Source organism: Bacillus sp. FSL K6-0994 (assembly GCF_038630815.1).
GTDB lineage: Bacteria > Bacillota > Bacilli > Bacillales > Bacillaceae > Bacillus > Bacillus safensis.
The window spans coordinates 255,443-280,562 of sequence record NZ_CP152043.1 but is presented as its reverse complement, the minus strand read 5'-3'; the positions used below and the strand labels follow the sequence as shown (position 1 = coordinate 280,562).

General features: G+C 42.1%; 25 protein-coding genes. 8 read left to right on the top strand and 17 right to left on the bottom strand.

The window, feature by feature from the left end:
* Positions 1–41: 41 nt before the first annotated feature.
* The 3 genes from MHB69_RS01570 to MHB69_RS01560 all read right to left on the bottom strand — a co-directional run bounded on the left by MHB69_RS01570 (position 42) and on the right by MHB69_RS01560 (position 3,548).
* Positions 42–1,127, bottom strand: a complete 1,086-nt coding sequence (locus MHB69_RS01570; RefSeq protein WP_046313718.1) for an SEC-C metal-binding domain-containing protein — start codon at positions 1,125–1,127, stop codon at positions 42–44.
* Between the two features lie 191 nt (positions 1,128–1,318).
* Positions 1,319–2,257 carry a response regulator gene (locus MHB69_RS01565; protein ID WP_034283187.1) on the bottom strand — a complete coding sequence of 313 codons (939 nt, stop codon included), beginning with the start codon at positions 2,255–2,257 and terminating at the stop codon, positions 1,319–1,321.
* Between the two features lie 4 nt (positions 2,258–2,261).
* A complete protein-coding gene (locus tag MHB69_RS01560) occupies positions 2,262–3,548 on the bottom strand; it encodes a sensor histidine kinase (protein WP_034283184.1) in 1,287 nt (428 codons plus the stop codon).
* Between the two features lie 496 nt (positions 3,549–4,044).
* Between MHB69_RS01560 and MHB69_RS01555 the strand changes: the two genes are divergently transcribed.
* Both MHB69_RS01555 and MHB69_RS01550 read left to right on the top strand, forming a co-directional pair.
* Complete coding sequence (locus tag MHB69_RS01555) at positions 4,045–5,025, top strand: glutaminase (RefSeq protein ID WP_024427212.1); 981 nt, start codon at positions 4,045–4,047, stop codon at positions 5,023–5,025.
* A gap of 33 nt (positions 5,026–5,058) precedes the next feature.
* On the top strand, positions 5,059–6,486 hold the full coding sequence (locus tag MHB69_RS01550; RefSeq protein WP_070326641.1) for an alanine/glycine:cation symporter family protein: 1,428 nt from the start codon (positions 5,059–5,061) through the stop codon (positions 6,484–6,486).
* Between the two features lie 39 nt (positions 6,487–6,525).
* Here the strand turns inward: MHB69_RS01550 and MHB69_RS01545 are convergent, their stop codons facing one another.
* From MHB69_RS01545 to MHB69_RS01530, 4 genes are all read right to left on the bottom strand, one after another.
* A complete protein-coding gene (locus MHB69_RS01545) occupies positions 6,526–7,386 on the bottom strand; it encodes an alpha/beta hydrolase (protein WP_034283180.1) in 861 nt (286 codons plus the stop codon).
* A 302-nt stretch (positions 7,387–7,688) separates the two neighbouring features.
* A complete protein-coding gene (locus MHB69_RS01540; protein WP_025092526.1) occupies positions 7,689–8,054 on the bottom strand; it encodes a VOC family protein in 366 nt (121 codons plus the stop codon).
* A gap of 100 nt (positions 8,055–8,154) precedes the next feature.
* Entirely contained in the window at positions 8,155–9,537 is a 1,383-nt protein-coding gene (locus tag MHB69_RS01535; RefSeq protein WP_034283178.1) for an amino acid permease, read from the bottom strand.
* 66 nt (positions 9,538–9,603) lie between these two features.
* Entirely contained in the window at positions 9,604–11,112 is a 1,509-nt protein-coding gene (locus tag MHB69_RS01530) for an AMP-binding protein (protein WP_041116520.1), read from the bottom strand.
* 261 nt (positions 11,113–11,373) lie between these two features.
* Between MHB69_RS01530 and MHB69_RS01525 the strand changes: the two genes are divergently transcribed.
* Entirely contained in the window at positions 11,374–11,811 is a 438-nt protein-coding gene (locus MHB69_RS01525; protein ID WP_012008812.1) for a MarR family transcriptional regulator, read from the top strand.
* A 23-nt stretch (positions 11,812–11,834) separates the two neighbouring features.
* Here the strand turns inward: MHB69_RS01525 and MHB69_RS01520 are convergent, their stop codons facing one another.
* The 4 genes from MHB69_RS01520 to MHB69_RS01505 all read right to left on the bottom strand — a co-directional run bounded on the left by MHB69_RS01520 (position 11,835) and on the right by MHB69_RS01505 (position 16,321).
* Positions 11,835–12,968: a zinc-dependent alcohol dehydrogenase gene (locus MHB69_RS01520; protein WP_098677766.1), complete on the bottom strand. Its 1,134-nt coding sequence runs from the start codon at positions 12,966–12,968 to the stop codon at positions 11,835–11,837.
* A 158-nt stretch (positions 12,969–13,126) separates the two neighbouring features.
* Positions 13,127–14,149: a quercetin 2,3-dioxygenase gene (locus MHB69_RS01515; RefSeq protein ID WP_340899445.1), complete on the bottom strand. Its 1,023-nt coding sequence runs from the start codon at positions 14,147–14,149 to the stop codon at positions 13,127–13,129.
* Positions 14,150–14,229: 80 nt separating this feature from the next.
* Positions 14,230–14,802: a TetR/AcrR family transcriptional regulator gene (locus tag MHB69_RS01510; protein WP_240491084.1), complete on the bottom strand. Its 573-nt coding sequence runs from the start codon at positions 14,800–14,802 to the stop codon at positions 14,230–14,232.
* Positions 14,803–14,839: 37 nt separating this feature from the next.
* The gene (locus tag MHB69_RS01505) at positions 14,840–16,321 is read right to left on the bottom strand and encodes an amidase (RefSeq protein WP_070326736.1); all 1,482 of its coding nucleotides are present in this window, start codon (positions 16,319–16,321) and stop codon (positions 14,840–14,842) included.
* Between the two features lie 187 nt (positions 16,322–16,508).
* Between MHB69_RS01505 and MHB69_RS01500 the strand changes: the two genes are divergently transcribed.
* A complete protein-coding gene (locus MHB69_RS01500) occupies positions 16,509–18,122 on the top strand; it encodes a S8 family serine peptidase (protein WP_340899449.1) in 1,614 nt (537 codons plus the stop codon).
* A gap of 39 nt (positions 18,123–18,161) precedes the next feature.
* Here MHB69_RS01500 and MHB69_RS01495 read toward each other — a convergent pair whose 3' ends face one another.
* Complete coding sequence (locus MHB69_RS01495; RefSeq protein WP_340899451.1) at positions 18,162–18,701, bottom strand: DUF402 domain-containing protein; 540 nt, start codon at positions 18,699–18,701, stop codon at positions 18,162–18,164.
* Between the two features lie 111 nt (positions 18,702–18,812).
* On the opposite strand from MHB69_RS01495, the gene MHB69_RS01490 reads away from it, so the two are divergent.
* Complete coding sequence (locus tag MHB69_RS01490; RefSeq protein WP_034621634.1) at positions 18,813–19,016, top strand: hypothetical protein; 204 nt, start codon at positions 18,813–18,815, stop codon at positions 19,014–19,016.
* Between the two features lie 47 nt (positions 19,017–19,063).
* On the opposite strand, the gene MHB69_RS01485 is transcribed toward MHB69_RS01490, so the two are convergent.
* On the bottom strand, positions 19,064–19,612 hold the full coding sequence (locus MHB69_RS01485; protein ID WP_034283161.1) for a GNAT family N-acetyltransferase: 549 nt from the start codon (positions 19,610–19,612) through the stop codon (positions 19,064–19,066).
* Positions 19,613–19,825: 213 nt separating this feature from the next.
* Here MHB69_RS01485 and MHB69_RS01480 point away from each other — a divergent pair, with 213 nt between their 5' ends.
* The 3 genes from MHB69_RS01480 (at position 19,826) to MHB69_RS01470 (ending at position 22,584) form a co-directional block, all read left to right on the top strand.
* Complete coding sequence (locus MHB69_RS01480; protein WP_340899453.1) at positions 19,826–21,043, top strand: multidrug effflux MFS transporter; 1,218 nt, start codon at positions 19,826–19,828, stop codon at positions 21,041–21,043.
* Positions 21,044–21,671: 628 nt separating this feature from the next.
* Positions 21,672–22,364 carry a hypothetical protein gene (locus MHB69_RS01475; RefSeq protein WP_197172481.1) on the top strand — a complete coding sequence of 231 codons (693 nt, stop codon included), beginning with the start codon at positions 21,672–21,674 and terminating at the stop codon, positions 22,362–22,364.
* A gap of 16 nt (positions 22,365–22,380) precedes the next feature.
* The gene (locus MHB69_RS01470; RefSeq protein WP_034283153.1) at positions 22,381–22,584 is read left to right on the top strand and encodes a hypothetical protein; all 204 of its coding nucleotides are present in this window, start codon (positions 22,381–22,383) and stop codon (positions 22,582–22,584) included.
* Between the two features lie 276 nt (positions 22,585–22,860).
* On the opposite strand, the gene MHB69_RS01465 is transcribed toward MHB69_RS01470, so the two are convergent.
* The 4 genes from MHB69_RS01465 to MHB69_RS01450 all read right to left on the bottom strand — a co-directional run bounded on the left by MHB69_RS01465 (position 22,861) and on the right by MHB69_RS01450 (position 25,043).
* The gene (locus tag MHB69_RS01465; protein WP_098677762.1) at positions 22,861–23,640 is read right to left on the bottom strand and encodes a hypothetical protein; all 780 of its coding nucleotides are present in this window, start codon (positions 23,638–23,640) and stop codon (positions 22,861–22,863) included.
* Between the two features lie 338 nt (positions 23,641–23,978).
* Positions 23,979–24,149, bottom strand: a complete 171-nt coding sequence (locus MHB69_RS01460) for a hypothetical protein (protein ID WP_167364606.1) — start codon at positions 24,147–24,149, stop codon at positions 23,979–23,981.
* The gene (locus MHB69_RS01455) at positions 24,146–24,733 is read right to left on the bottom strand and encodes a DUF1700 domain-containing protein (RefSeq protein WP_070326637.1); all 588 of its coding nucleotides are present in this window, start codon (positions 24,731–24,733) and stop codon (positions 24,146–24,148) included. The genes MHB69_RS01460 and MHB69_RS01455 overlap by 4 nt, the downstream gene beginning before the upstream one ends.
* Positions 24,726–25,043: a PadR family transcriptional regulator gene (locus MHB69_RS01450; RefSeq protein ID WP_024424392.1), complete on the bottom strand. Its 318-nt coding sequence runs from the start codon at positions 25,041–25,043 to the stop codon at positions 24,726–24,728. Before MHB69_RS01450 ends, MHB69_RS01455 begins: the two co-directional genes overlap by 8 nt.
* Positions 25,044–25,120 lie beyond the last annotated feature (77 nt).

Genomic DNA, 25,120 nt, shown 5'->3' with positions numbered 1-25,120 from the left:
AAAAAGACGCTGGCCTCTGAAGAAGCCGCGTCTTTTTTATATTATACTGTCGCCTCTTGCTCTTCTTTCACCGCTTTTTCGATATCTTTAAAACGGCTTGATACAGTCGACGCACTAATACCATACTTCTTCGCTACTTGTGCTTGAGATAGCGGGGCATCGCTTGCAAGTGAATGAATGTAGTATTCGATTCCGGCAGCAAATGACGCTGCTTTTCGGATCACAGGTGATTTCTGATCACAGTAGGCTTTCCAAACCGTTAAAGCACCATCTGTCAGGCTTTGGTCACCGTGCTCCTTCATTCCGTCTTCAATCAGCTTAGCTGTTTCCAGCTGGACGTCACTTGCCCAGTCCATACGATCTGCTGATAGACCTGCATCGCCTTCTGTTTGAGCAGGTGTCTCTGATTCTTCTACTTCTTGCTTCGCAAACATACACTTCAGCACATCAGGGAATGATTCTCTCATAAATGTGCTGCGCGCTCCTCCATTTGCTTCATATGCGTCAACAAGCTGGCGGACCTGAAGAAGAAGAGTATCTGTAAACTCTTTCGCAAACATCGTATATTGAATGAAAAACTCTGCCTTTTCTTCAAATTGAACAGGAAAACCAAGCACGAGACTTCCCTTTTCAGGCAGTACCGTTTGATCAGGTTTTACATCTACTTCAACCTTCTCCGCTGTTATCATATTCTCAAAGTAAAGAGACTCGTCCGTTTTTTCATTTAATAAAAGCAATGATGGCTCCATGTCTGTCCAAGACTGGACCACTTGTCTTGTTTTCGGACGGGTAATATCCTCTGCCTTCTTCGTCAGGAATTCTTGGAAAATGTTCTCTTTCTGATCAGTTAATGGACGGAAGAAGATGCCCCATACACTCAAATGGAAAACTGAGATTTGTTGCGTTTCTTTATCCATATCTGCAAGGAAAGAAAACTCATTAATGAATTGATTGATCGCTCTTTGATGCTTAGAAAAAGCATAATTCATTAAATCCTTTTGGACTTGTACAGCTTCCTTAAACACAAGCTCAGACGTTTGTTCTCCGCCTGATTTTTGACCACAGCAATGTTTATATTTTTTTCCGCTTCCGCAAGGGCAGAGCGCATTTCGTTTAATTTTCCCCAAAATAAAACCTCCGACATTCTAGTCTAACCTCACTATTTTAACAAACGATTGCACAGGAGGGTTTCATTTTCAAGAAAAAAGAAAAATCAGAATGATCAGTTAAATTATAAAAACACCTGAAGATCACGATAGATCATAGGAAAGACAGACTTCCTCTGTTTATTTTCTCCAATCATACCAACAGATTTTCCTCAGCTCATTCCTTCGAATAACTGCTTTGCCTCAAAATAAAAAATTTGTACGAATTTCTTTGTATTGACTCTGCCCGTCGATCCTGCGGGAGAAGATGTCTTCTGCATTTCTTTCATTCTTTGGCTGACATCGGTAAAATCGAAAAACTTCGACGCGTAGTGCTCAAACTTAGGATTTGAGAAATCTGTTAATCCTAGTGAGGCAAAATGATTCAAGGAATGATGAATAGCTCGTCTAATCCGCTGCTCCGCCGCTTTCACTTCCCGCATCACCTCTACATCGGTTGCATCATGAGCCAGTTTTCTTTCTGCTGTTTTGATAAACAGCTGCTTTAGCGGCGGGAAATTGACCTCATGAGAATTGGCTGACTGTGTTTCATGTAAGTAGATGAGTATCTCCAGTAAATCTTTAGAGCCGCTCTCGCCGACAATTCCCAGCTCAGATAAGAGGAACTCCCCAGCTTCTTTCATCGTCCTTCTCTTCGCCTCAGCGCCCGCACCTTGAGAAATCACAGGCTCTAATGGCAACACGTGGCGAAGAGAGGCTTGTATATCGTAAATCGATTTTTCCAGCTTGATACGCTCCATAACTTTTCGAATCACACTGACGATTTCAATGCGATTGACAGGCTTATGGATATAATATTCAATCCCTAGTTCATAGGCTTCTGCCATCATCTCTTTCGCCTCTACTTGGGAAATCATAATGACCTTGCCTTTGAATTCAGGGTGGATATGGCGGATGGTTTGAATGCCATCTCTAGCAGGCATTAAAAGATCAATCAAAAGGATGTCTACTTTCTTGAGGTTCAGTGAATGTGCCTCTAATCCAACTCCGTCACCCGCTTCATCTACGACCTCTCCCAAATCCTCATCCTCTATGATTTGACCTAAAATCGAGCGTATTGCACGATCATCATCTGCAATGAAGAATCGCATACACTCACCCTCTCTGTATTAAATTTTGTATAGGAAGGACAAGCAGAAATGCTGTACCTTTTGTTTCTTTTGGTTCGATTTGAATATGACCGCCAAGCTCTTGTACCAGCTCTCTCACATAGGATAAGCCAATCCCAGTAGACGGTGTTCCAAATGCATCAAATTTGGAGGTATACCCTGGATCAAACACAATCTCTCTCATTTTTTTAGGAATCCCTGGTCCATCATCTTCAATCCGAATCTCTATTTTATCATGACTTCCTTTCAATTCGAGTGAGATCATCCCGGTATCTTTTATTGCTTCGACTGCATTGGCCATTAAATTATTAATCAGCGATAAGAAAATAAACACATGATAATCATGCAGATGAATGCCCTTTATATCAGATGTAAAGGAGATGTTTTTCCCAAGAGATAGAGCATACTTCTCTTGAATGCGGATCACAATTTGAACGAGCTCTTCCGCCTTCATATAGTCTTGCATATTTTCCTTCGAAATCAGCTTTGAAAGCCCAGCATAAATACGCTGATTATCCTTTTTCACTTCATGAATTTCTCCTGCAAGCTTTAACAGCTCCTGACTCAATTTTTTCCCTGCTTCGTGTTCATGCAGCAGACGGTAAAGCCGGTATGATTCCTGTGTAATATGCTCTGTATGTTTTAACGTTTTCTTTAAATGCACCGTTTCTTCGTATAAATTCGAAATGACCATCATCATATGCTCATTTTGTTTCATGATCTGCTTTTCTCTTGATTGCGCCTCATACAGCTTCATCATATTAAAAAAACTGATCACCACAAAGCTGTGAGCAAACGCAATGAGGAACATATCGCTCAGCTTTGATAAGGTCATCGTTGTATCAAACACTAAAAATTGTACAAACAGCTCGACAAAATCAGCAACTAATTCGATCATCAAACCGATGATCCCAATGAAAATAGAGCGCTGTTTAAAGCGTCCCGTACGGACGGCAAAAAACAGGAAAGCATAAGTGAAATAGAAAAAGAAGCTTGGGAATTGCTGATAAAATGAAGAAGCTAGATCAGCATTCTGCTGAATCAAATCTAAGCCTACCCGAAAAAGCACAATAGCTGCGCCTGTTAAAAATCCCGGCAATAGCGGTCTAGATTTTCTTAAGAGTAATAAGCAAAAGAAAAACGCAGGTGCGCCAAAGCTGATGCGAAACGTCTCATTCACAGGATAAAACTTCAGCTCTCCTGCAAGCGGCACAATGACCATCATAAAAATTAAAATGAATGCGTCCTTTTTGACAAGCTGATTTAAACTCAAATGACTGACATCCCTTCCCCTATTTGCATAGCCACAGTATACAAGGAGTCTCTTTTCTCCACAATGTACAAAAAAATAATTTTCACTGCTCCTTTTATCCTCAAAACCCTTTTTTATGACTATTCTCCGGGGCAGCAAGGTGACCTTTCAGCTATTCAGTGTTTTGAGCATTGACGACAATAATCGACAGACTGATTTTTATTTGTAAGTTTTTCTGTAGATTTACGTCAGATTGTGTAGTTTCCAAGATAAATTGAATGAACAATTTTAGTGAAACTATATGTAAGCGTTTTCTGAATTTTCACTAAAAACCCTTTTTGTTTTTCCGCCGACAATGCCTTCATTTGTACATATATTTAGGTGTAAAGGAGTGGTGCAAGCAGCGCATGACAAGTTCTTTGAAGATGTGTAACATGTTTTCGTGCCTATTTGATCGCATTTTTTGTCATCCGCCAATTCAATAGGGTACTTTTTGATTTTTGATTGGAGGAATCGTATGAAAACAGCAATTTCTAAAAATACACAACACGCATGCCAGTCTTCTGTTGATCAATGGGCAGAAGAAATACGTCCGTATTACACAAACGGGCAGAATGCTGGCTACATTCCAGCACTTGGAAAAGTGAATTCCTCTCAACTTGGTATCAGCGTGATAGGCCCAGATGGATCATCTGTACGATATGGTGATTGGGACGTTCCCTTTACCCTACAAAGTATCTCAAAAGTCATCAGCTTTATAGCTGCCTGTTTAGGAAGAGGCGTACCTTACGTCTTGGATCGGGTAGATGTAGAGCCAACTGGTGATGCATTTAATTCCATCTACCGTCTTGAGATGCACAAACCAGGGAAGCCCTTTAATCCAATGATTAATGCTGGAGCTATTACCGTATCCTCCATCCTTCCCGGAAAGACTTCTACAGAAAAGCTAGCATATATTTTCGATTTAATCGAAAACTTAATAGGTAAGCGTCCTTCTGTTAATGAAGAGGTTTATCAATCAGAATGGGCAACTGCACACCGAAATCGGGCACTTGCTTATTATTTAAAAGAAACCAATTATTTAGAATCGGATGTCGAGGACACGTTAGAAGTGTATTTAAAGCAATGTTCCATCGAGGTCACAACAGAGGACATCGCCTTGATTGGACTGATTATATCAAGTGATGGCTACCATCCCTTTAAACAAGTCCAAGTCATCCCAAAGGATATCGCCAGACTAACAAAGGCATTGATGCTGACATGCGGCATGTATAATGCGTCTGGGAATTTTGCTGCTTTCGTAGGCGTTCCAGCCAAAAGTGGCGTGTCTGGAGGCATTATGGCTTGCGTTCCGCCAAGCGCAAGAAGAGAGTTCCCGTTTCAGACAGGCTGTGGAATTGGCATTTACGGTCCCGCCATTGACGATTGCGGAAATAGTATTACCGGTGTCATGATGCTGAAAAAGCTCGCCAAAGAGTGGGATCTCAGTATTTTTTAAAAAGAACAGTGATGAATTCGAAGAGGTGATGTTATGAACGAAAAAGCTTTGCTATCTTATTTAACACATACAAATGATTTTATTTGGACTTATATTGTGATTGCTCTGTTACTTGGTGTTGGGGTGTACTTCACATATAGAACACGCTTCCTGCAAGTAAGAATGATCAAAGAAATGTTGCGTGTCCTGAAGGAAGGAAGAAAAGAAAAAGAGGGAATATCACCGTTCCAAGCATTTGCCATCAGTATGGCAGCACGTGTAGGGACAGGGAATATCACAGGGATTGCTATCGCTATTGCCATTGGCGGCCCTGGCGCAATTTTTTGGATGTGGATCGTAGCCATTATTGGATCTGCCTCAAGTTTCGTTGAAAGTACACTAGCTCAAGTATATAAAGTAAAAGACAAAACAGGCTTCCGCGGTGGACCTGCTTATTACATGGAAAAAGGGTTAAACAAGCGCTGGATGGGGATTTTATTTGCGATCCTGATTACGATTTCTTTTGGAATCGTCTTTAATGCGGTTCAATCAAATACGATCACTGTCGCTTTTAAAAACTCCTTTGGTTTAGACCGTTTAACCGTCGGTATTGTGATGGCTGTCATTTTTGCAGCGATCATTTTCAAAGGAATCCAAGCGATCGCAAAGGCTTCTGAATACATTGTCGTTGTGCTTGCGGTTGCTTATATCGGAATTGCGTTCTTTGTCATTGTCACAAATATCACGGAACTTCCTGGTGTCATCAGCACGATTGTGAAACACGCCTTCGGTTTTGAACAGTTCGCTGGCGGTACGCTAGGCGGTGCCTTATTACAAGGAATTAAACGCGGTCTTTTCTCGAATGAAGCCGGTATGGGTAGTGCACCTAACGCAGCAGCAACGGCTGTCACCAGCCACCCTGTTAAACAAGGATTAATCCAAGCATTCGGCGTGTTAACAGATACGTTAATTATTTGTACAAGCACTGCCTTCCTTGTTCTGTTTTCTGATGCGTATAAAACAACAAACCTGCAAGGAATTGAATTAACGCAGGCTTCTCTTAGTCAGCATATTGGACCATGGGCCTCTGGCTTCCTTGCCATCATGATTTTCCTATTCGCGTTCAGTACATTGATCGGTAACTATTACTATGGGGAAACGAACATTGAATTCCTTGGAGCGAATAAAATTTGGCTGAACATCTATCGAATTGCCGTTATTGGAATGGTTCTGTTCGGTGCGGTTGCCACTGTTCCTCTCGTTTGGGGTCTAGCCGATCTCTTCATGGGACTCATGGTCATCGTCAACCTAATCGCCATTACCATGCTGTCTAAGGTCGCCTTCGCAGCACTGAAGGACTACACGAGACAGAAAAAAGAAGGCAAAGATCCTGTTTTCTATAAAAATGCCGTTCCAAACAATGAGAAAATTGAATGCTGGGACGACGAACCTGCTACATTGAAAAAGAATCAAATCGGATAAATCAAAAAAGCTCTGGTCAACTGATCAGAGCTTTTTTCTTTATGTCAAAAATTCAAGTATAAGTTTGTTGACGACCTCTGGTTTCTCATGATTGATCCAATGAGAAGCATCATCGACAAAGATCAGCTGGCCATTTGGACAGATCTTGATCGTTTCCTTCGCCAGCTTTCTGCTTAAAAATTTGTCCTCCATCCCCCAGATCATGCGAACAGGGACGAGAATTCGTTTGGAAATCGGCTTTTCAAAGCCGCCTTTTTTGATGGCTCGATACCAATTCAGCATTGAGGTCAAGGCGCCTGGCTGCGTCCAAGCGAGCTTGTAGCTTGAGACATCTTCCTTCGTGAACAAATGCGGTCTTGCCGTCAGCCCAATGGCTTCATCCAGCTTTTGAAAGTGATTTTCTTGAAGTGCTGCCTCTGGAACATTCGGAAGCTGAAAAAAAGCGATATAGGAGCTTTTCTTCCACTGCGGCGGATAAAAAGGAAGAACCTTCATCATCACCCGCGGATGCGGCATATTGACAATGATTAATTTCTCGACATATTGAGAACGGGTTGAAGCCAAATGCCAAGCAACAGCTCCGCCCCAGTCATGTCCGCCGACAATCGCCTTTTGGTTCGGGCTCAGCGTCTTGATCAAACCCACAATATCATCTCTCAGTTTATCTAATACGTAGGATTCGACTCCTTCTGGCTTGTCACTTAGATGGTAGCCTCTTTGATCAGGAACAACAACACGATAGCCTGCCTCAGCCAAGGGGATGATTTGATTTTTCCAGCCGTACCAAAACTCAGGAAACCCGTGGAGCAGCACAAGCAGCGGGCCATTTTCCGGTCCAGCCATTGCTGTATGAAGTGTTACACCATTTGTTTGGATTGATTGAAACTCAATTTGTTCCATTCCTTTGCCACCCTTCTCCTTGTCCTTATTCTTCCAACATAGCATATTTTCCATTTTTCAGAAAATAAAAACACTCACAAAAAAACCTTCACACTCGTGAAGGTACAGATTGTTGACAAAGGGCTAAAATGATCTTGAATTTAGCCCTTTGTCTTCTTTTCAGCGTGATAGAAAACCTTTGCAGTCTAGGAAGGGCGAGTACCGGAGCGAATTGGACATTCGTGAGCATCGGAGCGCAGACCTGACACCGAATGCGAGGGTTTGTCTACACGCTGAAACTTCACACTCGTGAAGGTCTTCGTCTATTTCATATAATTCAGCACCCAGATCAACCCATTTTTCCGGTCCTGTACTTGTCCGTGAAGTGCGCCAAAGAAGGTATCCTGTAATTCGACCAGTACATCTCCATCAGCTTCCAGCGCTTCATAGACAGCCTTTAGTTCTTCTTCATTGTCAAACTGCATGATCAATCTGAGATTCTCTGGCTTTGGCGTGCGTCCAAATGTATCTGAAAAATGAAGCAGTGATTCCCCAAGATGCAATTCAGCATGCAGGACACGGTCCTGGTGTTCATTTAAGATCTGAATATCCCCACCAAAAATCCCTTGATAATATTGAAGAGATTCTTTCACATCTTCTACAACAATATAAGGACTAACACTAATCATATCCCTCATCCTCCTCTTGTTCCGTCCATTATCTCTTTTATAGCTTATCCCAAATCGTATGAAAAAAGGCACAAATCGTCAACGGATTTGCACCTTTTTCTCATGAAGATTTCGCTAATTCACTGTGTTTGTTTGAATACGCTGCATACATGACGACACCGATTAACAGCCAAACCCCAAAGTAAAGCCATGTCCGGCCTGGTAAGTTGAGCATAAGGAACAAGCAGCAGCCCATTGATATAATCGGCAAAACCGGCACAAAAGGAACCCTGAAGCCCCTCTCAAGCTGCTGATGTGTCTTTCTCAAAATAAGCACAGATAAACTGACCATGGCAAACGTTAATAACGCACCGATATTCGCTAAGTTGGACAGATCCTTCAAATCAATAAAGCCTGAAATAACAGCTGTCATTCCGCCAATCATCCATATGCTAGCAACAGGCGTATCACTTTTGTTTGTTTTTGAAAACACTTTAGGCAAAAGTCCGTCTCGGCCCATCGCATAGGCAATTCGAGTTGCCGCATAATTATTGGCGAAAATCACAGCCATCAATCCAATGACCGCACCAACCGAAATAATACCAGCCACACTATTTTGATGTACACTTTGCAGAACATATGACATAGCCTCTGTGACATTCAGCTGTGTATAGTGCACCATGCCTGTCATGACCAAACAAACGACAATGTAAATGATCGTACAAATAAGTAATGAACCTATGATCCCAATTGGCAGGTTCCGCTGCGGATTTTTCACCTCTTCTGCTGAAGCAGAAATTGCATCAAACCCTAAAAAGGCAAAAAACACAGCAGCAGCACCGGCAATGACACCTTCTGCGCCAAACGGCATAAACGGCTGCCAATTGGATGGCTGTACATAAAAGCCGCCTACTACAATGAAAAGAACAATAATACCGAGTTTCACAAACACCATGATATTATTAAATTTTTTACTTTCCTTCGTTCCTCTAGATAAGATCCACGCAATCAGTAAAGCAATGATAATCGCCGGCAGATTCATATATCCGCCTTGCTCCGGCCCCGCTAAAAATTGATGCGGAATCGAAATTCCAAATCCCTCGAGCAGGCTGTTGAAATAACTCGACCAGCCGCTGGCAACAGCTGAAGCAGTCAGCATATAGACGGATAATAAGGTCCATCCCATTAAATGGCCTACAAGCTCGCCCATGGTCGTATATGAATAAATGTATGCACTGCCGAATACAGGAAGCGCTGAAGCCATTTCTGCATAACAAAGTGCTGCCAAACTGCACACAATGGCTGCAATCGCAAAGGAGAAAATGACAGCTGGTCCTGCATCCTTAGCCGCTGTAATTCCAGTTAACACCATAACCCCTGTACCAATCACTGCCCCTATACCAAGAAGCGTGAGATCGAGCCCGCCCAGCGTTTTCTTTACCTTTTGCTGTCTGCTCTGTTCCAACAAATCGTGAATGTGTTTCTTACGAAGAATATGTCGCAAACCCTTTCCCTCCAAAACGTTAGAAAAACAAAAAATCATTCAAATTTCATTATAGCAGAATAGGTACTAAGCATTCACAACCAATTCACGTAAATCTTTCTTCATGATTTTACCAAGCTTGTTTTTTGGCAGCTCACTGATGAAATGAATGGATGGCACTTTGTAATCTGCCAAGCGTTCCTGACAATAGTTCACCACATCTTCTTCGCAGAAATCGGCGGATTCGTCTTTTACGATATATGCACTTGGCACTTCACCATACAATTCGTCCGGCACCCCGATGACAGCTGATTCAATCACACCTGGAATTTGTTCAATGACTTCTTCTACTTGATCAGGATAGATATTATCTCCACCGTATAAAATCACATCTTTGTATCTGCCTGTGATAAATAGAAACCCGTCTTTATCTAGATAGCCTGCATCTCCCATATGGAACCAGCCATCTTTGAGCACCTTCGCAGTAGCATCAGGCTGATGATAATAGCCTAAGAAATAAAATGGGCTTCTCATGACGACTTCGCCAATTTCTCCAGCTGGCAGTGTTTCCTCAGTCTCAGGATGAACGATTTTCACTTCTACATCTGGATCCACTTTACCAGCAGAGCCCATTTTATCCTCGCCCATCGCAGGATGCCACGCACTGACAACCCATGCTTCCGTGCTTCCGTAGCCATGCATCATCTGAATGCCTGCTTCTTTGTAGTCCTTAATCAAACGGACCGGCACCTTCGTACCGCCAGAAATCGCAATTTCAAAGGATGAAAGGTCATACGAACCGCGTTTCATTTCTTCCAGCATGTACGTATAAGCTGATGGGAAAGCCATCATGAACGTTATTCTTTCTTTTTCGATCGTTTCTAAAATGCGCTTCGGTGTTGCATCATGTAAGAAAACTAGCGTATACCCCTCAATGGCAGCGGCGATCAGATGATTAATTGAACTCATATGATAGAGAGGGTGACTCGCCAAGTACCGTTTCCCTTTCAAGTCAAATCCTCGATTCCCGCGTCTTGTTAAAAATTGATAGATTCGTCCATGTCCGACCATACAGCCTTTTGGATTCCCCGTTGTCCCAGAGGTAAATAAGATCATCGCTAGATCCTCTTCTGTTACCTCTTCCGCAAGATCACTGCCATCATTTGAAGCCAATATGTCTTCAAACAGCTGCGTTGTTTTCGCATTTACACCAGATTCCACCATGAGACAGTTGTCTAAAGACACATTCACCGCAGCAATCATGTCACGGAATTCTCGGTCAAAAAATAAAGCCTTTGGCTCTGCTTTTTTCAAAATACCTTCCAGCTCAAAAGAAGTAAGCTGCCAGCTAAGCGGAACTGCGACTGCACCTGCTTTAATGGCTGCCAGCATAATCGTTGAAAAGTGATGATGGTTTTGACAAATAAAGCAAACGCGGTCACCTTTTCGAATTCCTTTTTGATGTAAGTAATGAGCAAGCTGGTCGATGCGTTTTGCATATTCTTCAAATGTATAAGACACCCCTCCGCCAGTTACCGCCTCAATTTGTGAAGAGCGTTCCATTCTGTCGTTGAGTAATGCCTGTAAAGTATTCAATATCTTCATCTCCAAACGTTTGATTTCCAATAGCCAATTTCCAGCGAATTGGGTTGGCAGATTTTATCTCATTCACATTCTAAAATAAAAACAGCTGAAAGTAAAATCATTTCATTTTGGAATTGTTCTTTATATTAATTGATAATATAGGTAATTTTATAGCCGTCTTCCATTTTGGTTTAAATCATGTTGATTATTATGATAAGATAGACCTAGTAATTGATCGGAAATGCGAATGCAATAGGAAAAGAGGTATGGAGAATGCAACATTTCGAGCTAGAGGCAAGTTTGTTAGACCATGCACTGACAAAGTATTTAAAAGCGACGAAACAAATAGATGAAGAAAATATTCCGAAAAACGTCACGAATGTTAAAGGGTTTATTTTACGTATCATCTACCGCCATCAATCATGTACTGTGAAAAATATTCTGCAGGAAGTTTCATTATCTCCCTCTGCAACAACAACCGCTCTCAATCACTTAGAAGACGAAGGGCTGATCATCCGCTCTCGAAATAATAATGACCGCCGTACTGTGTGGATTGAACTCTCTGAATCGGGTGAACAAATTGCTAAACAAATGATCGACAATCGCCAGCTGCTTGTGAATCAATTGTTCAACCACCTTTCAGAGGAAGATAAAAAAACATTTTTTGAATTAATCGAAAAAATGATGGACGAGCACACATTAAAGGCTTAGGAATACTCCTAAGCCTTCTTTTTTTATGGCTTTAAAACGACCTTTATACAATCATCCTGTTTGTCATTGAAGATGTGGTACGCATGAGCAGCTTCATCTAATGGCAATTTGTGAGTAATAATCGCTCTAGGATCAATTTCACCGCTTGTCACTTTTTGATAGAGCTTTGACATGTATCCTCTCGCCGGGGCTTGGCCCATTTTCAGGGTGACGTTTCTTGCGAAAAAAGCGCCTAATGGAAACATGTTGTACAGGCCGCCGTATACACCCGTCATCTGCACTGTTCCACATTTGCGAACGGCTTTTGTGGCAATTTGAATGGGTCCGATCGTTCCGCCTTGGAGTTTGAGCTTTTGCTCAATTTTTTCAAGCGGCGACTTCTTTCCATCCATTCCCACACAATCAATCACAACATCAGCCCCGCCCTTGGTAAGCTCCTTTAACGTTTCTCCCATGTCGGGATCTTCTGTAAAGTCAAAGACCTCAACGCCGCTCATTCGTTTTGCATGCCGCAGGCGGTAATCAATGTAATCGACGGCAATCACACGTTCTGCTCCTTTTTGCCAAGCAAATTGCTGCGCCATTAACCCAACAGGTCCGCAGCCTAGCACAATGACCGTATCGCCTTTTTTCACACCTGCGTGCTCTACGCTCCAATAGGCGGTTGGCAGGACATCTGATAAGAAGAGCAATTGTTCATCCTCCAGCTCACAATCCTCCGGAATCTTAAACGGGGTGTAGTTGCCAAAAGGTACGCGTAAATACTCTGCCTGTCCTCCGGGGTAATTCCCATATTTCTCACTATAGCCAAAGAGTCCACCCGAATCGTAGTGCGGGTTTGAGTTGTCACATTGGCTTTCTAAGTGATGATCGCAATATTGGCATTTACCACATGCAACTGTAAATGGAATGACGACACGGTCTCCCTTTTTTACGGCTGTGACATCCGGGCCAACTTCCTCCACAACCCCCATTGGTTCATGCCCAATCACATAGCCGATTGGAAGCGGGAAATTCCCCTGATACAAATGTAAATCTGATCCACAAATTGCTGTTGATGTAATACGTATGATCACATCTTCCCGATCTTGAATCGACGGTGCATCTACTTTCTTCACTGCAATGCTATTTTTCCCTTGATAAGTAACAGCTCTCACATGCACTTCCTCCTTTAGCTCAAATCATCTTTACATAGCTTCACCTTGAATGAATGGTTCATTCATCAAAGGAACAATTTATGTGGAGGAGGCAAAAAACAAAAAAAGCCTGTCGATTGTTTCGACAGACTCATGACGTTGTGTAACGCGTTACACACTTATTCCTTTTCGACAAAAAACAAATCATATTGAGTTGAAGTCTCCCGATCGAACATGAAGTTCCCTTCTTGAATAAAATAAGGACATATACTTGGGCTTGGAGATTCTTCAAACTGTTCATACACCTGCTCAATTTCTCCTGGAAGCAGCAAAACCAACATTTTATTTGAATGAGACACAAATTCATAAGAATGAATCGTATCCGGCGGTATATAGGCAAAGTCACCCGGCATCAAGCAAATATCCTCTCCGTTCAAATGAAGGTTCATCTTCCCTTCAACACAATAGATTGCTTCTGTATGAACTTGATGATAATGCGGCGGGAAATATTTCTTCTTCGCTCCTTCAACCACAAAATGACTGAATCCGCCTCCTGTTGTTTCTACTGTTGCAATCAGCTCATGAATCTGACCATCAATGATGTATTGCTTCCCTTCACCAGCCTCTAATACATAAGGCTGTACCTCGTGAGGAAGCTGACTATGAAATAAAACGGAGGGCCTCGTTGTATTAGACAGTTCTCTGATTCCATGCATCAGGATGATATCGCTTTCTTTTTCAGCCTGCTGAAAACTGGCTGCATCGAAAGCATGATGAGTCATAGACCATTCATTCTGAAAAAGCCTCTTTCCAATTTGCTGATAGACATCTGTCATTTTTCCGCCCAGCGTATATGAAATAAATCTTGTTTTATGACTATGCATTCTGTAGCCATGAATCGTTTTGGGCGGGATATGAATATAATCAAAGGCTGTGGCCATGTATTTTTTACCGTCCAGCATCACTTCAAGCTTTCCTTCCAGTACAAAAATAGTTTCAAATAAGTGCTCATGACAGTGCAGCGGGAAATAAGCTCCTTTCCCCCCTGTGATTAAGGCAAGCTCAAACAGCTGATTCGTTTGATTTGCTTCTGCCAGCATATGAACAAGCTGATTCTCCAGCCCATACAGCTTTCCGGAACCAGACACGGTATAAAAAGAGGTACCTTTGGATTGCTTCATCGATTGCGGTTGCTCCGACATCCCATCACTCCTCGTGACAAATTGACTATCTATATTATATAGACCAATTGATATAATAGATAGACAATATGCGAGAGATTTTACTCATCTCGCATAAATAAATGTCTAAGGTAACTTTTTACGTGTTCTAAAGGGGTCGTTTGTTTGAGTGCAGTGGTCATCGATAAACCCCCGATGACCATTGAGTGAAGGAGAGAAGCCAGCTCATCCGCTTTGTTTTCTTCATACCCGCTGTTCATTAGCTTTTCTTTTACAAGCTCCTGCCAGCGGATCATTTCTTGTTTGCATGCAGCATGAAGCTGCGCGTTTTCAGGCTTGGACTCTGCCGCCAGCAAGACAATTGGAATCCCTCTTTCACTTTCTTTCTCCATAAATCCTCGAATGATCTTTGTCATAAAACGATCGATGGCGATATATGGGTCATCCGAATAGGCAAAGCCTTCTTCAATTTGATTAATGACCTTTTGACTAATGTGTTCAACAGATGCAATAGCCAGCTCTTCTTTTCCATTTGGAAAGTAATAATAAAGAGAGCCTTTAGGTGTGCCGCTCTCTCTGATAATTTGATTCAATCCTGTCGCATGGTATCCCTGTTTACGTAAAAGAAGTGCTGCCGTTTGAATGATTTTGTCCTTCGTACTCACGTGTGACACTCTTTTCCCTCCATAGACCAAAGTCGCTTATCATGCGTTATCGATTTAATTGACTAGTTCCTTTCCAAATCGAGGATGTCTCCATTTCCGCCGCAAGCCTGAGCAGCCAGTCCTCTTTTCCTTTAGGTGCTGTCACCTGTACCCCTAAAGGCATGCCCGCGCTAGTCAGATGAACAGGAACACTCATTGATGGCTGACCTGTTAAGTTGGCAAGCTGTGTAAATGGGGTGTAGGTCAAGCTCTTGAGGAACATGTCATAAATAAGATCCTGCTGTGCTTGCATTGAAAGGGATGACACACGTAAAAGTGCGGCTGTTTCCTGATCTGAATGCATAAGCTCACCTACCTTTGGAGCTGAATAGGCAGTAGCTGGTGTCACATAGAGATCGTAGGTTTGATGAAATGATGCCATTTGTGCAGCAGCCCGATCCCACGCATCAAGACTTTCTGTATAAGCAGCAGCGGTCACATTCTTGCCAGCCTCCGCCAGCACCCATGCCACGATGTCCGTTTCCTCCGGCTTTACTGGACGCCCTAACGAACGAGCCAAGGAAGTGAATAACGCAGACATTTCTCCGCTGTTCATCACGTAATATTGCTGCATGAGATGAACCCCATCAATTTCTGGCTTGGCTTCTTCTACTTGATGACCCTGCTCACTCAACCATTTCACTGTTTGCTGAACCGCCCGCTTCGCCTCCTCACTGACCTTCGTGCCAACTGGAGATTCTACGCTGTAAGCAATTCGCATAGAAGATGTACGTTTCGCCAGATCCTCTTGGTAACTGCCATCGTATAACGGAGTTTGGAAAGCAGCTTCAGGTTGAATGACTTGAAGTAGATCAAGAAGGGCTGCACTGTCCCGTACTGTTTTTGTGAGTGTAAAGTCGATGGAAGCCCCTTGCCACTGCCTTCCTGCGCCTGGGCCTACCGGCGTTCTTCCCCGCGTGGGCTTAAGGCCGAACAAACCGGTAAAGGATGCTGGGATCCGGATGGAACCACCGCCATCACTTGCTCCGCCAGCAGGTACAATGCCGCTTGCAACAGCTGCTGCTGTCCCGCCGCTTGAGCCGCCCGGAGAATAGTCCGTATTCCAAGGATTTCTCGTTGGACCATGTAAAGCAGGCTCTGTCACATTTCTTAAACCGAATTCCGGTGTATTTGTATGTCCGATCATGAGAAAACCAGCCTGCTTCAACCGATCAACAAAGTGCGAATCCGAATTTGCTTTTACATCCTTTAACAGCAAAGCTCCTGCTGTCAGCGATTCATTTTTAATCCCTTGCGATATATTTTTCAGCACAAACGGAACACCAGCAAATGGCTGATACTCATGTAACTCCTTGATGTCTTTTAAAACTTGTTCTTGTCTCGTCCGTATCACAGCGTTTAGTTCTGGATTGACCTCATTCAATCTATCAAATGCAGCCTGCATAAGCTCCTCGGGCTTTACCTGCTTATTCTGCACAAGTGCTGCCAAGCCAGCCGCATCATACGTCATATACTCTTTTACGTTCATCAGCATGTCCTTCTTTCTCTTATCATGATGTCTCTATTGTCTACTAGAATTCTATGAATTTCAATTTCAGGTTACTTGTAAAAATAACTTTCTGAACAAGACGACAATTCTACTATCCCATCCCTCTGCTTTCTCCGATATAATAGAGAAAAAAAGACCGAGATCATCGGATGAGAGGAGCCACGCATTGAAAAGGAAATTACTTATCGTCATTGCGTTTCTTCTTGCGTTGACGACTGCTTTGCCCTTCCATTCGCAGGCAGCTGCACCGCCAAAAGAAACAGATGTCATCATCGTCTATAAAAATCAAAAAGGAAAACAAACAGCGATTGAGGAAAGTGAGAAAGTGAACGCACAGTACATACATCTTCCCGCTGTCGCTGTGACAGCAGATGAACAAGCGGTCACCTCACTCAAAAAAGACCCAAACATCGCTTACGTCTCAAAAAACGTAAAGGTTAAACTCGCGGCTTCTACTGTGAAGAAAACAGCCGCTGCTACTAATCAGGATGCATTGGTACAAAAATCTTACAATCTGCAAAAACTAAATATCAAGCAAGCAATAAAAGAAGGCGTCACTGGTAAAAATGTAAAAGTAGCCGTTTTAGATACTGGCATTTTCTCACACGAGGATTTAAAGGTATCCGGCGGTAAATCATTCGTGAACTACACATCCTCTTATAAAGATGATGAAGGACATGGCACACATGTCGCCGGCACGATTGGTGCGCTTAATAACGATTATGGAACAGTCGGCGTTGCTTCTGGTGTGAAGCTGTATGCTGTGAAAGTGTTAGATAAAAAGGGAGAAGGCGACCTGTATAGTCTGCTTCGAGGCATCGATTGGGCGATTACCAACAAGATGGACATTATTAATTTAAGTTTAGGCTTTGAAGACAATATCCCCATCTTGCGTTCAGCAGTAGATGAAGCCTATAAAAAAGGACTGCTCGTGGTTGCTGCAAGCGGAAATGATGGAAAAAAGAATCATATTAGCTACCCTGCCGCTTACAATAGTGTCATTGCCGTATCTGCAACGACTGACAAAGACAAACTTGCGTCTATCTCGAATACAGGGAAAGGGATTGAATTTTCTGCCCCTGGCGAGAACGTCATCAGCACTTATTTAAAAAATGAATATTGGTATGCAACGGGGACATCACAAGCTGCACCGCATGTCACAGGAATGCTGGCACTGTTAAAGCAGCTTCATCCGAAGAAAACAAATGCACAGCTTCGCACTTTATTGCGCAGCTATACAGTGGATCTTGGTGCAAAAGGGAAGGATCCGCAATTCGGCTATGGCCGCGTGCAATATGTGCCGCAATCCACCTTTTTAAAGGCTGCGGCAAGTGCTGTCAAAAAAGCCGAAACATCTAAAAAGCAGGCAGATGTCAATCAAGCCAAAACGAGAATTGGCCGGCTCACTGCAAGCAAGCAAAAAACAGCACTCACAGAACGGGTGAAGAAAGTCCAAGCAGCCATTGATATCCGCTCGGCACGTGCAAAGGTCAAAGCAGCCGAAAAGAACAAAACACAGAGCGCTATTAAAAGTGCTCAAACGGCCATCAAAAAACTAAACAAAGGCAAAGAAAAAACAAGCCTGCAAAACCGGCTTGACAAAGTAAAAAAACAAGTCGCTTATCAAAAGAAAGTGACAGATGCTAAACAAAAGGTCAAAAAAGCGGAAACCAAACGAACAAAGAAAACAAAAGCAGCGGCTCAAAGCGCTGTCAAACAGCTAAAAGCCTCCAAAACAAAAACCAATTTACAAAAACGATTAAACCGTATTAAGGTCTAACAGAAAAAACGATTCCTTTCAGCGAGGAATCGTTTTTTTCTATTTCAACATTGGCTCAAACAAGCTGTGATGATATTTCCCTTCGGCATCTGCCCTCACTTGATCGAGAATGCTTTCTAACGAAGCCGTCACGCCTTCTAATGCCCGCCGTACTGCGCCGTTCTCAAAATCCACTAAACTCTCCGGCAATTCATCTTCATCCAGCACAAAGACATCACCATTCGGAAGAACGAGAAGATCAATAATGAGGTCTTCAAACATGACCAGCTGCCCGTTGAACTGTGTATCTCCCACCATATTCAAATAAGATCCTAGTTCCTTTCCTTGATCATCTCTCCAGAAATATATGTTATAAGGACGATCCTTCCAATAATAGGCGGTCGTATAGCTCCCTTTTGGAATGGTCAGAAAACCAGCACCTGCCCTCATCGTAAATGGGTCTTCAATCTTGTGAAACAGCACAGCCTGCTGTCCCTGTGCATCTAACAGCTGACAGGTATGTTCCACAACTTTCTGATCGTATTTGATTTTTCTCTCGATGACTTCATCCCAACGATCCGCATGCAGCGAAAACAACATGTCACAACTCCCTCTAAACATCTCGTTTCTTTCCAGTATACACCGATTTTTTCTGAAGAAATAAAGGATTGCCGTATTTACTTATGGAAGACCTATGATGAGGTGAAAGAAATGAACGGAATCACGATTCTTGAAAACTTTACACAGCTTGGACAAATCATCCTCATGATTTGCGGCTATGTCCTTTATTGGCAGCTGGTGAAAACGAAGAGAGAACGAAAGCTGTCTCCTTACGAGCGCATGTTAAAATTCTTTGTCATGTTCGGTTTCATCTCGTGGGTGGTATCCTATTGGGCGCTGGCACTGTGGGCGTAAATTGAAAAAAGGAAGAGCTTCCCGTGCAGGACTTGCTCTTCCTTTTTTTACGCGTGATTTGATGAACCTGCCGGCTGTTCTTTCTTGATCACATATTGATAGCTCTTGACATGTGTCCCATTTTGGTTCACAAATTCTTTATCAAGCGCACGCTCAAAGCCCATTCGTTCATATAAGCGAATGGCGGCCTGCATTTTATCAGATGTATGAAGATACAGGACATTTTCGCCCCATGATTGCGTCAGTTCAATACTTTTACGCAGCAATGACTCTGCAATGCCTTTTCCCCTCACATCGGGATCTACTCCTAAAAACCGGACGATGGCTGATGTAATGCCCATTTCGGGTTTATCATACGCTTGCTCTGATGAGCGGAACATTTGAAGCGTCCCTACGACTTTGCCGCCAAGCTCCGCCACAAGCATCAGCTCCATGTTCGGATTATCTACAGCTGCTGCAAGCGCGGCAGAATAATTTTGCCAGCCTTCCTCTGTAAATTGAGGCTCATACTGTGCATAGGATTTGATCAGCACGCGTGTGATAGCCTCATGATCTTCTTTGACTGCTTGACGAATGATCAGCTCTTGCTGCTTCATGTCAGCACCTCCTGCTCTCTATTAGTGGATATACGTATCATGCAATCACTGCATGCGATCACCTTACTCTTTTCTCTACTCATTCAATGTAAAGAGTCTCATTCGAAAGATCAATCATTTTGCACGAAATCATCTTTGAAAAATTTTCATTGAAAAGGAACGCTTGATTCATTATGCTGTGTTGAGGAAGTATACGAGGAGTGTTGTCATCATATGAGTTCTTTATCTTATCCCCAAGAATCGAAAAAAAATCGATTTCTCCTTGCCGCATTGCTCGGATCTTTAACCGCCCTTGCTCCGCTGGCAATGGATATGTATTTACCTGCTTTACCTAATATCGCCCGTGACTTTGAAGCAAGCACGGCGTTGTCTCAATTAAGTCTGATGGCTTGTCTCATTGGACTGGCGCTTGGCCAGCTGATTGCAGGCCCGATCAGCGATACGATCGGCAGAAGAAAACCGCTGATGATTGGCTTGACCATCTTTATTGCGGCATCCCTTCTTTGTACAGTGGTCACATCGATTTGGACGTTCATTCTTCTTAGATTGATTCAAGGACTTGCTGGATCAGCAGGCATTGTCATTGCACGAGCCATCGTACGAGATCATTATGAAGGATCAGAAATGACGAAATTCTTTGCATTGCTGATGTTAGTCAATGGGGTTGCTCCGGCAGCGGCACCTATCGTGGGCGGACAAATGTTACGGTTCACGACGTGGCAGGGTGTGTTTGTTCTTCTAGGAATCCTCGGAGCGCTAATGCTCCTAAGATCAATGTTTTCATTGAAAGAAAGCTTACCTGCGGAACGCAGACAGACTGGGGGCTTCAAACAGATCCTAGGTGCGATGAAAATTCTAGCGAGCGATCGTCTCTTTGTTGGATATGCCCTATCACAAGGTCTAGTCTTCGCAGCGATGTTTGCCTATATTTCTGGTTCACCGTTTGTGCTTCAAGATATTTTCAACCTTTCTCCACAAGGATTTAGTGCGGCCTTTGCGGTAAATAGTCTTGGGATCATCACGGCTGGACAAGTATTTGCCCGAGTTGCTGCGAAAATTGGTGAAGAGAAAGTCCTTCGCATTGGATTGCTGACAGCTGCATTAGGGGGAGTCACTTTATTTTTCATGATCTCAATTGATGCAGGATTGTACGGTATTCTGATTCCACTGTTTTTTGTTGTCTCAAGCGTTGGAATTGTCGGCACCTCTGCCCCGTCTCTTGCGATGCAGCATCACGGAGCGCATGCAGGAAGTGCAGCTGCACTGATCGGTGTGGCGCAAATGCTGCTAGGCGCCTGCATGACACCTCTTGTCGGACTAGCCGGAAGCCAAACAGCCTTTCCAATGGGTCTGATCATTATGCTTTGTGATCTAGGCGCACTTTGCTGTTATTTCTTCTTTGTGGCCCGAGCGAAAAAAAGACCCGAATAAGCGGGTTTAAAGACTATTGACAAAGGGCTAAAATGATCTTGATTTTAGCTCTTTGTCTTCTTTTCAGCGTGATAGAAAACCTTTGAAGTCTAGGAAGGACGAGCATCGGAGCGCAGAACTGACAAAGAATGCGAAACACCATATATCATATACGGATACTGAGTTTCTACTGGCAAATCAATAGCTATCTCGCTAATTTAGGTCGCAATTTAAAATTGCGTCTGAAGAAAGAATATAGCGAGTTTTGATCTCCATTTTGCAGCTGTGAAGTTTAAAAGTCTCCTTTTACTTCTCTTTAAAGAAATATCATGGTATTTATCGATACACCCCTAACATGTCTAAGTACTTCATAAACATGTCTTTTTTTACAGCGCTCTTTTCTCTTTCCACAACTCTTCTGAATCATTACAAATTATATTCCCCACATAATTTTTGTGACCTCTACACCTTTTACTAGTGATTTAGAATTATTCTCTTAAAAGCAAAAACTATTAATAATGTCGATTGTACGGACAATAATTAGGTGTTATTACTCATTTTTGCAAAAATACCAAATAAGGAAGGTAAATGTAATATTTACATATAAATAGTTAAATGCAACAAAAATATTAAAGAGGAGGAAATTTTTATGTCTAAGAAGAAAAAATCATTCTTGCAATTAATATTGATTTTTTCCCTGATTTGTTTTAGTTTTTCTTCAACTGCAGGGGTTTCTGCGAAAGAAGGTGATTCTTCAATTGTTCCAATCAAGGGAGATGCTGCCGCTGAAATGGTCAATATAGCGCTTGATACTATAGAGAACGGGGGAGTTAAAGCTATAGCACCTGTAGATACATACGGATTGAAAAAATCCAGTGTTTATAAAGTGGGTGGTGGAGTTACAGCTGTTACAGTTCCTATAAATGGAGATTATAGCCTTCCTAGTAATATCACTCTTTTCATTGATGAGGATCATACCGTCTTACAGGCAAATGAAATGTTGGTGACAAAGAATGATAAGGGTAATTTCAAGGTTGAGACTTATGTGGATGGTTCTCTTGTAAAGTCAGTTGATACTGAGCTATCTTATATGTCAGATGAAGAATTACTTGCAGAAAATCCTCCTGAAATTCAAACACAGGGCGTAAAAGCAAAAGCAGCTTGCATTGCATCAGTGCTTGGAATTGGTAGTGGTGCGGCTTATTTAATTGCGGTTGGTTGTGCTGGTTCATGTGCAGCTCCAACGCCGGTTACTGCTCCAATATGTGCAGCATGTATTGGCGCATATGCAGTTCTTGGAGCTGGTGGGATGGGTGCAGTAGTTGCTTGTTTCAAATTGTGAGTCTGAGGGTGTTTCTATGAATAAATTATTAGCGATGTCAATATTAGGATTAGGAATTAGTGGTGCGGCTTTAGTTCTCTCGGTCTCTTTGTTATTCAAAGACCCAAACGAAAACTTTGTGCTGATGTTTGCTGCTGGTTCAGCTGGCGCATTCACAGTTTTCACTGTCTCATCCCTAGTTCTTCGAAAACGTTTGAATCACTTAAGTGATAAAAAGTAAATCCTCTCTAAGGGATAAATATACCTTTATAAAAACAGCCAGTTGTCGAAAATCTTTCGATGACTGGCTGTTTAGTTTCAATTGAATTCAGGTATTGTACAGTGACCTGTATTTCAATAACATTTTTACAATAAAAAAAGACACCAGAGGGATCATTCAACGGTAACACATTATAATGTTAGTACTTGACCTTCTTTCACACTTCAAGTGATTAGTTTGTCGGCCACTTCTTTCATTTTCGATTCTACTTCCTAAATACCATTTTTCTCGTTTAATTTAATAAAAACCCTTTTTCCCCATGAACTTGCATACATAAGGATAAGCCTTGGGTGTACCCGAAGAATATCTTTCATTACTAATCAAGTTATACTCGATTAGCATGTCAGTAATGATTTTTGGACTTTCTATTCCCTTTCCCATATAAGCCAGGATATTCTCCTTTTGGATTGTCGTTAGCTCACCAGTTTCAATGACTGAATCAAAGCTGAACAGATCTCGATCAAAATTAGTTTTATATTGATCATTCTCTTTGTACTGATGTTTCTGTTCCATTTCCAGTTTAATTTTTTTCATTTGCTTGTTGGAAAGAGATAAACCCAGTTTGACTTGTTTCTTCATATCTTCACTCATGCTTGGAACATAACCCAATTCATTCACCAAGGACCAAGTTAATTGTGTTCTTCTATTAGAAATTTCTTCAACCTCTTTTTGTATGGAAGCAAACTCTTTCTTAATTCGATTGACAACAGCTTTCTTCAATCCAATATGATCTTCAAAATGTTTTATTCCTAGCCTTTTGCTTTTACCAGTCTGGTTGTGTTTTACAATGTACTGATACCTTAATGGTCTTCCACATTCACACCGGGTATCTGAATTGACAAAACCATTGTCAATGTAATCAATGAGTACCCATCTGCCTATTAGTGATTCAAGCTTTAAACTAGAGTTCCCTTCGAACTCTTCCCCAGCCTGCACACTGTTAAAGGCTAATAATCTCTTTTCTCTTTCGTAGCTCTTAAGATATAGTATCTGTTCACTATTCAATTCCTCACTCATCACTATTCCCCTCCTCCCATGACTGCCTATCTTGGAATTCACAAAGTGTTTTATTTTGATAAATTCGTCGTCAAATTCAACTATCCCTTCTTGGTATTTAATCCTAACACCAGCAATACTAAAGTAAGTAAACAAACAAAAAAAGACAGGTTATCTGCCTTCAGTCAAGGCAGAATAAAAAAGAGCTTATGCAAGCTCTTTTTTTGTTGTCTTCATATTCTATAATTTCACTTTACAAGATCCATCATGAACACAGATTTGTTCACCTTAAATGTATTGGCAATCTTGCCAGGGTTTGTCTACACGCTGAGACCCGCATAAGCGGGTTTTTTCATTTATTATGGCTTGCTCCAATTGATGGTGCGGAACACGTTACTCTGGTCATTGTTGTGATATGCATCTAAATCAAAGCCTGATAGTCCAAAACCAATTGTCATGACAATTCCTCCGGCAACGGTGAAGATGATCCCCCATTTGATGCATTGCTTTTTTAAATCATTCACGTTCATACTCTCACGACCTTCTTTTTAAACATTCCCATGAATGCCTTAGTTGTTTGAATAGTCATTTGCACAAATAGCTTTGTCAAATACGCCGTGGCTATGCCGCTTAATAATCCGACACCTAATAGAAGAATACCAACGCCAACCTGCGTCACCACCACATGCAAACCGTCCTGAAAAATAAATGGAGAACCAATGATGCTCCAAAAACCGCCGAGCAGACCAGTAAGCGTCAATGCACCTGTCACGAGTGGAATGCACCAAATCACCATATACACAGAAAGAATCAGCAGGAAGACTGTTGCTAGAATACTGCCCCATAACGGAAAGCCTAAAATGAGAATGGAGAGTCTTGTGGCTTTTTCTCCAAACGTCGGCACCTGAACGGTTTTTATACCTTGTTCCTTCATAATCCCTTCAGCGATCATAGCAGGCTGTCCGACTTGCTGAACCGCTTCCTGTTCACTATAGCCATCTTCCTGATAATCCTCAATCATTTCATCGTAGTATTCGATAAACCGATCACTGTCTTTTTCGCCTAGAAGATGCAGATGCTTCTTTAGGCTGCTCAAAAATTCTTTTTTATTCATTGCCCTGTCCTCCAGAAATAAAGTCGTAAATCGCCATCACCTGATCCCATTCCTCTAAAAACTGCGCCATATGCTCCCGCCCGCTTTCTGTCATGCGGTAGTATTTTCTTAATCGACTGTTATGTTCCTGGGAATAGGTCTCCACATAATTGTTTTGCTCTAAACGCTTTAAAATCGGATACAATGTCGATTCTGAAATCTCAATACAATGGGACATATCTTTAATGATTTGATAACCATAGGAATCGCCTTTCTTTAATACCGCCAGTACACAAAATTCCAGTAATCCTTTTTTTAATTGTGCATTCATGTTTACAACTCCTAACTATTTATACTATACATTACATAGTATTGTGTGACAAGAGGTATAGAGAATAAAAAAAAGAC

Excerpts from the sequence above, each read along its gene's own strand:
- MHB69_RS01565 (WP_034283187.1), bottom strand. The coding sequence starts at position 2,257 with ATGCGATTCTTCATTGCAGATGATGATCGTGCAATACGCTCGATTTTA.
- MHB69_RS01555 (WP_024427212.1), top strand. The coding sequence starts at position 4,045 with ATGAAAACAGCAATTTCTAAAAATACACAACACGCATGCCAGTCTTCT.
- MHB69_RS01550 (WP_070326641.1), top strand. The coding sequence starts at position 5,059 with ATGAACGAAAAAGCTTTGCTATCTTATTTAACACATACAAATGATTTT.
- MHB69_RS01545 (WP_034283180.1), bottom strand. The coding sequence starts at position 7,386 with ATGGAACAAATTGAGTTTCAATCAATCCAAACAAATGGTGTAACACTT.
- MHB69_RS01540 (WP_025092526.1), bottom strand. The coding sequence starts at position 8,054 with ATGATTAGTGTTAGTCCTTATATTGTTGTAGAAGATGTGAAAGAATCT.
- MHB69_RS01525 (WP_012008812.1), top strand. The coding sequence starts at position 11,374 with ATGCAACATTTCGAGCTAGAGGCAAGTTTGTTAGACCATGCACTGACA.
- MHB69_RS01515 (WP_340899445.1), bottom strand. The coding sequence starts at position 14,149 with ATGTCGGAGCAACCGCAATCGATGAAGCAATCCAAAGGTACCTCTTTT.
- MHB69_RS01505 (WP_070326736.1), bottom strand. The coding sequence starts at position 16,321 with ATGAACGTAAAAGAGTATATGACGTATGATGCGGCTGGCTTGGCAGCA.
- MHB69_RS01495 (WP_340899451.1), bottom strand. The coding sequence starts at position 18,701 with ATGTTGTTTTCGCTGCATGCGGATCGTTGGGATGAAGTCATCGAGAGA.
- MHB69_RS01490 (WP_034621634.1), top strand. The coding sequence starts at position 18,813 with ATGAACGGAATCACGATTCTTGAAAACTTTACACAGCTTGGACAAATC.
- MHB69_RS01485 (WP_034283161.1), bottom strand. The coding sequence starts at position 19,612 with ATGAAGCAGCAAGAGCTGATCATTCGTCAAGCAGTCAAAGAAGATCAT.
- MHB69_RS01480 (WP_340899453.1), top strand. The coding sequence starts at position 19,826 with ATGAGTTCTTTATCTTATCCCCAAGAATCGAAAAAAAATCGATTTCTC.
- MHB69_RS01475 (WP_197172481.1), top strand. The coding sequence starts at position 21,672 with ATGTCTAAGAAGAAAAAATCATTCTTGCAATTAATATTGATTTTTTCC.
- MHB69_RS01470 (WP_034283153.1), top strand. The coding sequence starts at position 22,381 with ATGAATAAATTATTAGCGATGTCAATATTAGGATTAGGAATTAGTGGT.
- MHB69_RS01465 (WP_098677762.1), bottom strand. The coding sequence starts at position 23,640 with ATGAGTGAGGAATTGAATAGTGAACAGATACTATATCTTAAGAGCTAC.
- MHB69_RS01460 (WP_167364606.1), bottom strand. The coding sequence starts at position 24,149 with ATGAACGTGAATGATTTAAAAAAGCAATGCATCAAATGGGGGATCATC.
- MHB69_RS01455 (WP_070326637.1), bottom strand. The coding sequence starts at position 24,733 with ATGAATAAAAAAGAATTTTTGAGCAGCCTAAAGAAGCATCTGCATCTT.
- MHB69_RS01450 (WP_024424392.1), bottom strand. The coding sequence starts at position 25,043 with ATGAATGCACAATTAAAAAAAGGATTACTGGAATTTTGTGTACTGGCG.